The sequence below is a fragment of the Arthrobacter sp. 147(2020) genome, assembly GCF_013116715.1.
GTDB lineage: Bacteria > Actinomycetota > Actinomycetes > Actinomycetales > Micrococcaceae > Arthrobacter_D.
In genome coordinates this window covers 150219-162736 of the sequence record NZ_JABFOM010000001.1, presented here as the reverse complement: position 1 = coordinate 162736, position 12518 = coordinate 150219, and the positions used below count along the sequence as shown (strand labels likewise).

The following is a 12518-nucleotide window of genomic DNA, read 5'->3' as shown; positions in this document are numbered from 1 at the left end:
TCAGATGGCGTCTACCTAGACCGTGTCAGGGCGGGTGTCGTCATCCTGGTTCTGGAACGGCGTTTCCTCGACCTTGGCTGGGTTGCCGCCACTGGGGCCCGTCGTCGCGGAACCGGTGGACGATGACGATTTGGCGTCGTCCGCCTTGTCGCCGCGGTGCAGTGCGCCCGTAACAGTCTCTTTGGCCTTCTTGACGGCGTCGCCGGCCTGCTCCTGCACCTCGGGCATCTTGTTCTTCAGGGTCGAGGTTGTGTCTGCGACAGTCTCCTGTACCTTCGGGTTGTTCCACAGCTCGTCTGCTTTGGTCTTCAGCTGCTCATAGCTTTCCCTGCCGGCACGCGAGCCGAGCACATAGCCTGCGGCCATGCCTGCTGCGAATACAAGTTTGTTCTTCAAAATGGTGCTCCTGTCTGATTGTCCAAGGGGTCGTGGAAGGCTGATTGATCCGTTTTGGTGCCGGATACCCACCAAGCTCATAAGTAACCTTAGTTTATTTCCGACGTTCCTGACAGTTCTCCGCCGACGGCCTGCCTCTGACCTCAGCGACGTCCCGCGTTCAAGGCCAGCTGCAGTTCGAACCGGACCTGGGGATTCTCCAGGTCCTCGCCGAACGCTTCCCGTAGCTGTGTCAGCCTGTAGCCCACCGTCTGGGGGTGGATCTGCAGTTCGGCAGCAATCGGAGCCCGCTGACCCCAGTGCTTCAACCAGGACAGGAGTGTCTGCACCAGCCGCTCCCGCTGCGCCGGCCGGAACCCGTCCAACGGGGCCAGGCGGCGCTGGGCAAGTTCGGTGATTGCGGTGGGCTCCGCGCCAAGAATTACCTGAGCGAGGTGCTCATCAGCCCAGACCGGCGGATCCGCTGGCCCTTCCCGCGGGGGGAACACCGTTGCCGCCAAGACCGCAAGCCGCAGAGAATCAGGCACCCGTTCCCAGCCCCCGGCGGGTCCAACAGCCGCAGATCGTCCCTGCAGGGCCTTCGAGAGGGCCCTACGCGTTGAAGGGGTGTCCCGGGTAGGGATCAGCACCACCGCATCCGTTTCGCGTTCGACCAGGAGGGACCCGGGGTCCAGCTGTCGCCGTAAGCCCGCCGCACGGTCCAGGGGAAGGGTGACCACCGTCAACTGTGTCGGAAGGGCCCAGTCGGCAATCGACGCCGCCTGCCGCAGTGCCGCCTCATCCGCCTGGCCCGAGAGGAGCAGTTCCAGGAGTTCGGTGCGCCGCCGGTCAACGGCACCGGCACGCTCGGACTGTTCGAATGCGTACGCCTCGGCGCTGACCGCCGATAGCTCGTCAATATAGGCAAGGATTGACTCGCCCAGGTTCACCACCACATCGAGACCGAGGTCCTGCTTCATGGAGATCCTCGACATCTCCCGGAAGGTGACCCGGGCACCCATCCGGTAGGCGCTGAGCAGCGCGTCCATGCTTCGCCCCTGACGAAATTCTCCACTGCCCAGCCCAGCCACCAGCTGCCTGCTCTCCTCCGACAGGGCGGGCAGGCGGGTGCCGGGAAGTTGAAGGAAGCGTTCCAGTGCGACGGCGACTCCTCGGCGTAGCCCCCGCCCGAACCGACCCTCGATGGGCCGCGCATAGGTGGGAACCAGCTGAGGCACCGCCTCGATAATCGCTTCGACGACGCCCGGCATCATCGGCCGGAGCAGCCCGCTGATCTCCGCCGGCAGGGCCAGCCAGGGCGGATCCAGGGCGATGTTGGCCGGGTCATCTAGGGGCATGGAGCTCATAAGTGCCTCAGGAACTGTTTCGACGGGATAGTTTCGAGAGGTCAATCGTATGCCCTGCTAGGAGAACTGTTGCGGTGCTTATCCTAGACTTGAAGCATGATCCGGCTCCGTCGATTGGCACGCGCCGCATCCGTCCTGACTACTCCTCTCGCCGCTGAAGACATTCTTGCTCTCTTCAACCCGGTGTATTCGAGCCGTCAGCTGCGCGGTGTGGTCACTAAAGTGGTGTCCGAAACCCCTGATTCGGTCACCATCCACTTCCACCCCGGGTGGGGATGGAAGGCCCATCAGGCTGGCCAGTGGGCACGCATCGGCGTTGAGCTCGACGGCGTTCGCCACTGGCGCTCGTATTCGCTCAGTGCCGCGGCTGGAGAAGATCCCGCAATCACGGTGACCGACGCCGGTGCGGTATCTGGCGTCCTGGTGCGAAATACCAAGCCCGGTGACGTTCTCTTCCTCGCACCCCCCCAAGGTGAGTTTGTCCTTCCCGATCATCCCCGGCCACTCCTGATGCTCACCGCTGGCAGCGGTATCACCCCGGTCATGTCAATGGTGCGCACCCTCGTGCCACGCCGCCCGGATGCCGACGTCGTCCTCATCCACTCGGCCCGCACGCCCGCGGACAGCCTGTTCCTCGAGGAACTGAACGAGCTGGCCGACCAGTTTTCCAACCTGCGCGTGACCCACCTGTTTACCGCCGAGCGGGGCAGGCTTGACTTCCAGTCCGACGCCGATCTTGAGTTGCTCTGCCCCGACTGGCGCGAGCGGGCAGCCTACGCCTGTGGTCCTGAAGGGTTCCTGGACGACGCCGAGGCGCTCTGGGCTGCCCAGCCCGAATTGCCCGCGGAACACGCAGCCACGGAACGGAGCACGCTCACGATCGAGCGGTTCAGCACGAACCTGGCGGGCGGCGACGGGCACGACGGCGGGCTGGTGCAGTTCGAGGCCTCCGACCGCGAAGTCGAGGCCGACGGCGACACCCCACTTCTCGACGTCGGCGAAGACGCCGGAGTCCTCATGCCCAGCGGATGCCGCATGGGCATTTGCCACAGTTGTCTCACCCCCTTGCGTGCCGGACAGGTTCGTGATCTGCGCACTGGGGAAGTCCACGGGGAACCCGGCCAATTAATTCAGACGTGTGTCTCGGCAGCTGCCGGACCCGTCAATCTGGACCTTTAAGGAGCACCACCGCATGACCACACTGACTGAACGCACCGAAACCAAGCCTGCAGTTACCCGGCCCGGGGCGCTCGCCGCAACTGGGCATCCCCTGGTTCGGCCGCCGGCCGCAGCGCATCTGTCTGATGAGCAGGTCGCTGAGCTGGGCCGTGAGCTGGATGCGGTTCGTGACGAGGTGCTCGCGAAGCGCGGAGCCACCGACGCCGCGTACATTCGCCGGGTCATCAAGGTGCAGCGCGGGCTGGAGATCGGCGGCCGCGCCGCTCTGCTGGTGGGACGCAACAAGGCGGCCTGGGTGGCTGGCACCGCCATGCTGAGCGTCGCCAAGATCCTCGAGAACATGGAGATCGGGCACAACGTGCTTCACGGCCAGTGGGACTGGATGCGGGATCCCGACATTCACTCCACCACCTGGGAATGGGACTTCGTCACCCCGGCCCGGTCTTGGCAGCACACTCACAACGACCTCCACCACCGCTGGACCAACGTGGTCGGCAAGGACCGCGACGTCGGATACAACCTGCTGCGCATGGATGCTGACCAGCCGTGGACCCCCTTCAACCTGGGGAACCCGCTGTACAACGCCATCCTGGCGCCCGTCTTCGAATGGGGGATTGCCCTGTACGACCTGGAGATCCCCGAGTACAAGGAGGGGCTGAAGTCCAAGGAGGACATGAACCGCGACCTCAAGGCCGTGGGCGTGAAGGCTGTCAAGCAGTTCACCAAGGATTACGCGGCCACCCCAGCAGTCGCCATGCTGACCGGCTCCGGCAAGCAGGCGCTGTACGGCACGCTGGCCGCCAATGCTATCCGCAACGTCTGGGCGCACGCGGTGATTTTCTGTGGGCACTTCCCCGAAGGTACTGACACGTTCACCGAGGAAATGGTCGAGGGCGAGACCCGGGGGGACTGGTACGTCCGCCAGATGATTGGGTCAGCCAACATCTCCGGGTCCAAATTCATGCACCTGATGACCGGGAACCTGTCGCACCAGGTGGAGCACCACTGCTTCCCCGACCTGCCGTCCAACCGCTACGCCGAGGTCGCCGTGAAGGTCAAGGAAATCTGTAACCGCTACGGCCTGCCCTACACCACCGGCCCCCTGCCCAAGCAGGTTGCGTCCACCTGGGCCAAGGTCTTCAAGCTCGCGCTGCCCGACACCGGGCGCTTCTCGCTGAAGAAAAAAGCCGCAACAGCGGGCGCCAGCTAGACAGCCGCCCAGAAAGCGCCCCGGTCAAGGAGAAGACCGGGGCGCTCGTGCGTTAAGTACCATTGACATGTTCAGTTCGTAGCCGGCCAGATCAGGAGTTGCTTGGGTGTTGAGACCGCGTTTCGCTGTCGCCTCCATGCTGGCGCTGGCATGTTCCCTCACCGGGTGTGTCGGCTCAACGCCCGACACCGCTGGCACCGCGATCGAGCTTCCAGACATCGTCACCGAGACGCCCACTACCGAGGCGCCCGCTCCGGAGGCAACCGGCGACACGACGGACCGGGGCAACGGACCTGAAACCGACGGCGATGCCGTGACCACAGAGTCGGGTCCCGCGGACGCCACGGCGTCCCCGGCACCCGGCGCCACGGCAACCGCACAGCCGGACTCGTCGCAGCCGGAAACCACAGACCCGCAGACGTCCCTCAAGGACTGCGTCATCGTGGCGGCAGGCGTGTCCTCGATCCTGCTCGCCCCCCTCAGCCTTCTGGGTGGCACCGACAGCGACAACGTCGACCGGTTGCACGAGCAGATTGATGACCTGCGGTCAATGGTTCCACCAGAACTTGCCGATGACTTTGACCGGCTGCAGGACGTGGTTCCCGCCAGCACCCAGGACGGTGGGACCTTCGACGAAGCTGCGTACCGGGCCGCCGTCGCGCCCATCGAGGAGTGGCTGCACCAGCACTGCAGCGATCCACTCCAATAGTCCGTTTTCACTCGCCGACCCGTGGCCGTGCCTTCGTGGCGGGGTAACCGTTAGGCTGAGCACAACGAAAGGCGAGTACAGCAGATGGATGAGAAACGGACACCACCGCCGCAGCGACGGCCGATGGACGAACTGCCCGAGTTCCCGCATGACTCACCCTCGGGTGAGGTGACCCTGGCGAATGGCCAGGAGGTCGCAACCGGCGGTCGAACCACCATCGCCGACCCCGCCGTGGCGAAGGTCGCAGCCATCGCCGCACGCAAGGTCCCGGGCGTCTACAGCCTCGGCACCGGGACGGGCAGGGCGCTGGGTGCCATCCGTGACGCCGTCGGCGGCAGTGATCTCAGCCAGGGGGTCCAGGTCGAGGTGGGCGAAACCCAGGTTGCCGTGGACATCGTCCTGGTGGCCGAATACGGCCACCCCCTCACCGGCGTCGCCGACCAGGTGCGTGCCGCCGTCTATCACGGGGTGCAGGAACTGGTGGGGCTGCAGGTGATCGAGGTCAACGTCGAGATCACCGATGTTCACGTTCCCGGATTGAATGATCCCAAAAGCCCTGACAAATCCCGCACAGCAGGTTAGGCCACATCATGACTCCCACAGTAGTTGGCATAGCGATCGGCGCCATCCTCGCCTTCACCGCCCTGATCTTCGGGTTCTGGGGCTTCCTCCTGATGACCCTGTTCCTGGCCGTCGGCGCCCTGCTCGGCCGGGTCGCTGAAGGCAAGCTGGATCTGGGCAGCGTCCGTGACGCGCTCACGGGCCGCCGCTCGTCCTCGTGAACGGCGCACCCTCGGGATTTGCGGGGCACAACCGGATCAGTACCCAGGCCCTGACCAGTACTGCCCAAGCCGTTGCCGCCGACGTCTTTGGCATACCGGCGCAACAAATCAAGGCAAGCTGGTCTGACGACCGGGGTCTTCTGGCGCTCCGCCTGTCGCTTCCGATCGGCGTGCCCTCACTGACCCGTGCGGCCCGCGAACCATCCCTGATCGGTGGTATCGGCGGGTCGATCTGGGACCGCACGCACGCCGCGAAGGCGCTGATCCTCCAACGGGTTGCGCACTTGAGTGGTTCACGGCTCAGCAGGGTCGACATCCGCATCACCGGTATCAGGCTGATTGAAGGGGGACGCACCAGGTGAGCGAACGGATAACGCAGCTGACCCAGCGGGTGGTGCGCCGAGAACTGCACTCATCGCGCGCCGCGCCCTCCATTGCTGCGGCGGTCCTCATTTCCGCCTTCTGCCTCTACGTAATGTTCGAGGCCGCGCTAAAGGCGACCGGGCAGGACCCGTGGCTGGTCGGCCCTGATCAGGCAGCCGGCTGGGTGGGCAGCCTCTCCGACAACGTCGCGGCGGCACCGCTGGTCGGTGCCGGACTGCTGGTGTTCATTATTGGACTACTGTTCTTCCTCAACGCGGTGCTCCCGGGACGCCGGGCACGCCACACCATTCCCAACCCGCGCACCGCCATCGTGGTGGACGCCGAAGTGCTCGCATCGGCCCTGGCGCGCCGCGCGCGGGTGGCCGCCGGGGTGACGGGTGACCAGGTGATGGTGACGGTAGGGCGCCGCGCCGTTGAGGTGCAGGTGCGCCCTACGTCCGGCGTGCCGGTCGACGTCGAGGGGGTCCGCAGTGTCGTCGAGGACGAATTGCGGAAGACCTCGGTCGAACCGCTGCCAGCCGTCCGGGTGGCAGTTGCGCTGTCGGGGGTGATCGGGCAGTGAACCAGACACCACGGATGCTGAACCGGGTGATGCTGGGTTTGCTCGGCGTCCTGCTCATGGCGGTTGGCGGGCTGGCCGCACTTCAGGTGGTCCCCGCCGCAGCGCGGTGGTGGCACGCGGTGGCAGCGGACCTGGGCCGGTCAATCGACGGCCTTCTCGAACGAACCACCCTCAGCGGTCAGCAGGACAGCTGGCTCTGGATTGTGGTGGCGCTGCTGATGCTGCTGATAGTCATTCTGATGGCGGTCTGGATTGCGGCGCAGGGCCGCGGCCGCTCGGGAACCCTGGCACAGGATTACACCGACGGTGAGGACGGCGAGGAAGCCGCCGGGCGGATCATCATCAACGGCTCCGTGGCAGAGCAGGCGCTGAAGTCAGCCCTGCTGGAGCGCAGCGACCTGGTGAACGCCACCGTCACCACCTTCGAGTTCGGCGGGGAACCGGCGCTGAAGGTGAAGGTGTTCCCCCGACCTGGCGTCTCCCCGCACGAGGTGGCAACCGAGGTCACGGAGCTGGTCGAAGCCCTGGACCTGATGGTGGGACGGCAGACGCCGGTGCTGATCAGTATCAGCGCCGGCGCCCGGGCCCGTTTCACCCGGGTGGAACGGGTTCGCTAACTGGCGGACTCCGCGGCCACCAGCCACACCGAAGCATTGGCAGTGAGCCGACCGCCGTCGACCGACGCCTCGCCGCTGGCCAGGATCACCCGGTGGTCATTCGGAAGGTCAATCGTCTCGGCGCCCATGTTGGCGAAGACCAGGACCTCGCCGTTGCGGTAGGAAAGCACCCCCTCCTGGGGGCTGTTCAGGGGGGTCCATTCCAGGCGGCCGGTTCCCAGCCCGTGACTGCGGCGCAGGCCGAGGGCGCTGCGGTACAGCTCGAATGTGGAGCCGTCCACACCCACCTGCTGGTCGGCGGCGTAGCCGGCAAAACTGGTCGGCTGCGGCAGCCAGGGGGCTGCTCCCGGTGCGCTGACGGCGTCGTACACGCCGAAGCCAAAGCCCGGAGCCTCGGCCACCCAGGGCAGGGGCACGCGGCACCCGTCCCGACCGATCTCGCTCCCGCTGGTGCGGGCGTAAGTGGGGTCCTCGCGGACGCCGTCGGGAAGCGTGGTGTGCTCCGGCAGGCCCAGCTCGTCCCCCTGGTAGAGGTACGCGGAACCCGGAAGCCCCAGCATCACCAGGGCCGCGGCCCGGCCTCGCGCCAGGCCCAGGGACTCATCCGGCTGTTCGTGCTGTGAGCCCAGACCCTTCGGGAACTGGGTCGGATCCTCGAGTCCAAACCGGCTGGTGTGCCGGACGGTGTCATGGTTGGACATCACCCAGGTGCTCGGGGCGCCTACCTTCCCAGCTTCAGCCAGCGACTCGGTGATGCTGCTGGTCAGCTGGGCGGCGTCCCAGCCAGCCAGCAGAAAGTCAAAGTTGAACGCCTGCTGCATTTCATCGTGGCGGACATACCGGAAGAGGCGTTCGGCTGGTTCAACCCAGGCTTCGGCGACCAGCATGCGGTCGCCGTCGTACTGGGCGAGGACCTTGTTCCACTCGCGGTAGATATCGTGCACGCCCGGCTGATCAAAGTACGGCGGGGTCGTCTCGGTGCTGGCACTGTCAGAGTCGGCAGCCTGGTCCGCATGTCCGCCGTCGATCATGCGGGCCTGCTCGGCCCAGTCAGGCAGGCCCTCGGCTTTGACCATGCCGTGTGCGACGTCGATTCGGAAGCCGTCCACACCGCGGTCAAGCCAGAACCGCAGCACCGAGACCATCTCGGCCCGTACTTCGGGGTTGTCCCAGTTCAGGTCCGGCTGCTTGGTGTCGAAGAGGTGCAGGTACCACTGGCCGTCGTCGAGCCGTGTCCACGCGTTGCCACCGAAGATCGACTGCCAGTTGTTAGGTGGCAGCTCGCCTGCCGGGCCCTTGCCGTCACGGAGAATGTACCTGTCGCGTTCGGGTGAGCCGATCGGGGAGGCCTTGGCGGCCTTGAACCAGTCGTGCTCGTCCGAGGTGTGGTTCGGGACCAGGTCCACGATCACCTTCATGCCTGAGTCGTGGGCCTCGGCGAGCATCGAATCGAAATCGGCGAGTGTGCCGAACAGGGGATCCACGTCGCGGTAGTCGGCGACGTCGTAGCCTGCGTCCGCCTGCGGGGAGACGTAGAACGGGGACAGCCAGATGGCATCCACCCCCAGGTTACGGAGGTAGGGGAGCCGGCTCCTGACGCCGGGCAGGTCGCCCATGCCGTCGGCGTTACCGTCGGCGAAGGACCGGGGGTAGATCTGATAAATCACCGCGTCCGCCCACCACGGGCTCTGGGTAGCGGGGGCGTCGGTCGAGTGGCTGACAGCGGGTGCCGAGGCAGTCATTTACTCTCCTAGGAGAATTGTGGGGGCAGGGCGCGAGTCACGATTTGGTATCAAAACGGTGTGACTTTTGGCACATGTATTGTCGCAAAGTACGTAAGCGCTTACATTCATTTTACCAAACGCTGAGGCGGGGCGCGTTTTGTGAGGTGCCGCCGCCAGACAAAGGAGTCTATTCATGGCGACAATTCGCACCAAGAAAACGCTGCTGCCACTTGCGGCACTGAGCGTACTGACACTGGCCCTCTCTGCCTGTGGCGGCGGGTCTACGGACGACGACGGCGGCGGCGGCAACGAGCCGGCTGCTGACTGTGCCGCTTACGAAACCTACGGCACCTTTGAAGACGCCGAGGTGAGCGCCTACTCAACCATCGTCGACGTTGAGGCCGAGCGGCTGGAAGGCGCTTGGGCAGACTTCTCCGAGTGCACGGGGATCGAGGTGGTCTACGAAGGATCGCGGGAGTTTGAGACCCAGATCGGTGTGCGGTCCCAGGGTGGCACCCCACCAGACATTGCGATCTTCCCACAGCCCGGACTCCTCGCAGCTGAGGTTGCCGGCGGGAACGTCCTGCCAGCACCGGCCGAGGTGGAAGCGCTGGTGGATGAAAACTGGTCGGAAGACTGGAAGGGGTACGGCACCATTGACGATGTCTTCTACGCCGCACCGATGCTCGCCAGCATCAAGGGCTACGTCTGGTACGACCCGGCAACCTTCGAGGAGAAGGGCTGGGAAATTCCTGAAACACTCGACGAGATGATGACCCTGACCGAGGAAATCGCAGCCGAAGGAACCATGAAGCCCTGGTGTGCCGGCTTCGAATCCGGTGAGGCGACCGGCTGGCCGGGCACTGACTGGGTGGAGGACTATGTGCTGCGGCAGTCAGGACCGGAGGTCTACGACCAGTGGATTGCCCACGACATCCCGTTCAACGACCCGCAGATCGCCGAGGCGTTTGACGCGGTGGGCGACATTCTCAAGAACGACGACTATGTCAATGGGGGGTTTGGGGACTCCCGGTCTATCCTGTCGACTCCATTCCCCGATGCCGGGCAGCCGGTCCTCGACGGCGCCTGCGCCATGCATCACCAGGCATCATTCCAGGCGTCCAACTGGCCGGAGGGAACCTCTGTCGCTGAAGACGGCGACGTGTGGGCCTTCATCACCCCGGGTGTCGAGGCCGGCGCCAACGCCGTGACCGGCGGCGGCGAGTTCGTCGCGGCCTACGCCGACCGTCCAGAGGTTGTTGCACTTCAGACCTACATGGCCTCCGGTGAGTTCGCGAACGCACGGGTGGAACAGGGTGGGGCAATCAGCGCGAACCTGCAGCTTGACCCAGCAGTGGCCACCTCCGACCTGGACCGCCAGTCCATCGAACTGCTGCAGAGTGAGGAAACGGTCTTCCGCTTCGACGCATCTGACCTGATGCCGGGCGCAGTCGGTTCCAACTCCTTCTGGAGCGGGATCGTCGAGTGGATCAACGGGTCGGAGACCGCCGAGGTTCTCGACACCATCGAAAGCTCCTGGCCGCAGTAACCATAAGTGACCAACCCGGCGTTCCCCCGACCAGGGGGAACGCCGGGTTCGGCTTGACAGTCCCCACCTAGCGCTCGATGCAGCGCGCACACATTGTGCCCAACCTTTATCGCACCAAGGAGGCTGCGTAATGGAGGATCTTGGCAATAAGTTCCTGCAGGTAGTGGTGGCGCTGGCCATATTCGCCGCCATTATCGGAATAATCATGCTCATTGTTGATCGGGCGCCCAAATCAATCCGCGACCGGGTGACGATTGCAGGTTTCCTGGCACCGGCGGCGATCCTCCTCATCGTCGGCATGATCTGGCCCGCTGTACAGACCACCTTCCTGGCGTTCACCGACCGCGAGGGGAACCTCAACGGCATCCAGAACTTCATCTGGATGTTCACCGAACCCACGGCGCTCATCACCCTGCGCAATACGGTGCTGTGGATGGTCCTCGTTCCCATCCTCGCGACCGGCGTCGGGCTGGTGTACGCGGTGATCATCGACAAAGCCCGGGGGGAGCGGACCCTCAAGGCGCTGGTCTTCATGCCGATGGCCATCTCAATGGTCGGTGCCGGTGTCATCTGGCGGTTCATATACGCGTACAGGGGTCCGGAGCAGGAACAGATCGGCCTCCTGAACCAGATTCTCGTCTCGTTCGGCGGTGAACCCCAGCAGTTCCTGCTCGACGCACCCGGCAACACCTTCTTCCTGATCGCCGTGATGATCTGGATCCAGGTGGGCTTCGCCATGGTGATCCTGTCCGCAGCCATCAAGGGTATCCCCGCGGAAATCGTCGAGGCGTCCCGGCTGGACGGGGCCTCGGCGTGGCAGCAATTCAAGGACATCACCATTCCGTCCATCCGCGGGGCGCTGGTGGTGGTGATCACCACCATCACCATCATCACGTTGAAGGTCTTCGACATTGTGCGCACCATGACCGCCGGAAACTATGACACGTCGGTGATCGCCAACGAGATGTATACCCAGGCGTTCCGGGCCGGTGAGCCGGGCCGCGGTGCGGCCCTGGCACTTGTCCTGTTCCTGATGGTCCTGCCGGTGGTCATCTACAACGCCCGCGTCCTCAAGCAGCAAAGGCAGATCCGATGAGTTCGACACCGACTATGCCGCCAGTGCCCGCTACTCCTCATCCAACCGACGAGCCGTCGGCGGTGGAACCGCCCATCACCCGCCGGGTGAAGCAGCGTCTCACCTCACGCGGCGCAACCATCGCCGCGATCATCATCGCCACGGTGTGGACCATTCCCACGGCCGGCCTGCTGATCTCCTCGTTCCGGCCTGAGGACAACATCCAGCGCAACGGCTGGTGGAATGTTTTCACCGATTTCGAAGTCACCCTCGACAATTACTCAGATGTGTTGGTCCCGGGCGGAAGCCAATCGCCGAACCTGGGCGACTATTTTGTGAACTCCCTGGCAATTGTCATTCCCGCCACCCTGATTCCACTGGTGATCGCGGCCATGGCCGCCTACATGTTCGCCTGGGGCAAGTTCAGGGGCAAGGACACCATGTTTGTGTTCATCTTCGCCCTGCAGATCATCCCGTTGCAGATGGCGCTGATCCCGCTGCTGCGACTGTTCGTCAACCTGCAGATCGGTGATGTGCAACTCCTTCCGTCGGGGTCCTACGCCCAGCTGTGGATAGCCCACACTATCTTCGCCCTGCCATTGGCCATCTTCCTGCTCCACAACTTCATCGCCGAGATTCCGGGTGAGGTGATCGAGGCGGCGAAGGTGGACGGCGCCGGGCACTCAACCATTTTCTGGCGCATCATCATCCCGTTGTCGGTACCGGCGCTGGCGTCCTACGCCATCTTCCAGTTCCTGTGGGTCTGGAATGATCTGTTGGTCGCCCTGGTCTTCTCTGGTGGCACGCCCGACGTCGCCCCCATCACCCAACGGCTGGCCGAGCTCACCGGAACCCGTGGCAGTGAATGGCACCGGCTGACGGCCGGCGCCTTCGTCTCGATGATCGTGCCGTTGCTGGTGTTCTTCGGGCTGCAGCGGTACTTCGTCCGCGGGCTGCTGGCGGGTGGTCTGAAGGGGTGATCAGC

14 protein-coding genes are annotated in these 12518 nt (G+C 64.7%); 11 read left to right on the top strand and 3 right to left on the bottom strand.

Features of this window, described 5'->3' with window-relative positions:
- Positions 1-15: 15 nt before the first annotated feature.
- The gene (locus HMI58_RS00765; protein ID WP_171587163.1) at positions 16-396 is read right to left on the bottom strand and encodes a YtxH domain-containing protein; all 381 of its coding nucleotides are present in this window, start codon (positions 394-396) and stop codon (positions 16-18) included.
- Between the two features lie 143 nt (positions 397-539).
- Positions 540-1733 carry a helix-turn-helix domain-containing protein gene (locus HMI58_RS00760; RefSeq protein WP_171617820.1) on the bottom strand — a complete coding sequence of 398 codons (1194 nt, stop codon included), beginning with the start codon at positions 1731-1733 and terminating at the stop codon, positions 540-542.
- A gap of 105 nt (positions 1734-1838) precedes the next feature.
- On the opposite strand from HMI58_RS00760, the gene HMI58_RS00755 reads away from it, so the two are divergent.
- The 8 genes from HMI58_RS00755 (at position 1839) to HMI58_RS00720 (ending at position 7185) form a co-directional block, all read left to right on the top strand.
- Complete coding sequence (locus tag HMI58_RS00755; RefSeq protein ID WP_171587165.1) at positions 1839-2921, top strand: ferredoxin reductase; 1083 nt, start codon at positions 1839-1841, stop codon at positions 2919-2921.
- Positions 2922-2934: 13 nt separating this feature from the next.
- Entirely contained in the window at positions 2935-4131 is a 1197-nt protein-coding gene (locus HMI58_RS00750; RefSeq protein ID WP_171617819.1) for an acyl-CoA desaturase, read from the top strand.
- Positions 4132-4237: 106 nt separating this feature from the next.
- Positions 4238-4840, top strand: a complete 603-nt coding sequence (locus tag HMI58_RS00745) for a hypothetical protein (RefSeq protein ID WP_171617818.1) — start codon at positions 4238-4240, stop codon at positions 4838-4840.
- Between the two features lie 84 nt (positions 4841-4924).
- Positions 4925-5422, top strand: coding sequence for an Asp23/Gls24 family envelope stress response protein (locus tag HMI58_RS00740; RefSeq protein WP_171617817.1), 498 nt, complete (start codon positions 4925-4927; stop codon positions 5420-5422).
- Between the two features lie 8 nt (positions 5423-5430).
- Positions 5431-5622 (top strand): DUF2273 domain-containing protein, encoded by a 192-nt coding sequence (locus tag HMI58_RS00735; RefSeq protein WP_171617816.1) that lies wholly within the window; start codon positions 5431-5433, stop codon positions 5620-5622.
- Positions 5619-5984, top strand: coding sequence for a hypothetical protein (locus HMI58_RS00730; protein ID WP_171587169.1), 366 nt, complete (start codon positions 5619-5621; stop codon positions 5982-5984). The genes HMI58_RS00735 and HMI58_RS00730 overlap by 4 nt, the downstream gene beginning before the upstream one ends.
- Entirely contained in the window at positions 5981-6568 is a 588-nt protein-coding gene (locus HMI58_RS00725; RefSeq protein WP_171617815.1) for a DUF6286 domain-containing protein, read from the top strand. The genes HMI58_RS00730 and HMI58_RS00725 overlap by 4 nt, the downstream gene beginning before the upstream one ends.
- Positions 6565-7185 (top strand): hypothetical protein, encoded by a 621-nt coding sequence (locus tag HMI58_RS00720; RefSeq protein ID WP_171617814.1) that lies wholly within the window; start codon positions 6565-6567, stop codon positions 7183-7185. The genes HMI58_RS00725 and HMI58_RS00720 overlap by 4 nt, the downstream gene beginning before the upstream one ends.
- Here the strand turns inward: HMI58_RS00720 and HMI58_RS00715 are convergent.
- Entirely contained in the window at positions 7182-8927 is a 1746-nt protein-coding gene (locus HMI58_RS00715; RefSeq protein WP_171617813.1) for an alpha-amylase family glycosyl hydrolase, read from the bottom strand. The two genes, HMI58_RS00720 and HMI58_RS00715, sit on opposite strands and share 4 nt — an antisense overlap.
- Positions 8928-9102: 175 nt before the next feature.
- Here HMI58_RS00715 and HMI58_RS00710 point away from each other — a divergent pair, with 175 nt between their 5' ends.
- From HMI58_RS00710 to HMI58_RS00700, 3 genes are all read left to right on the top strand, one after another.
- Positions 9103-10458 carry an ABC transporter substrate-binding protein gene (locus HMI58_RS00710; protein WP_171617812.1) on the top strand — a complete coding sequence of 452 codons (1356 nt, stop codon included), beginning with the start codon at positions 9103-9105 and terminating at the stop codon, positions 10456-10458.
- Between the two features lie 130 nt (positions 10459-10588).
- Positions 10589-11554, top strand: coding sequence for a sugar ABC transporter permease (locus HMI58_RS00705; protein ID WP_171617811.1), 966 nt, complete (start codon positions 10589-10591; stop codon positions 11552-11554).
- Positions 11551-12513 (top strand): carbohydrate ABC transporter permease, encoded by a 963-nt coding sequence (locus tag HMI58_RS00700; RefSeq protein ID WP_171617810.1) that lies wholly within the window; start codon positions 11551-11553, stop codon positions 12511-12513. The genes HMI58_RS00705 and HMI58_RS00700 overlap by 4 nt, the downstream gene beginning before the upstream one ends.
- Positions 12514-12518 lie beyond the last annotated feature (5 nt).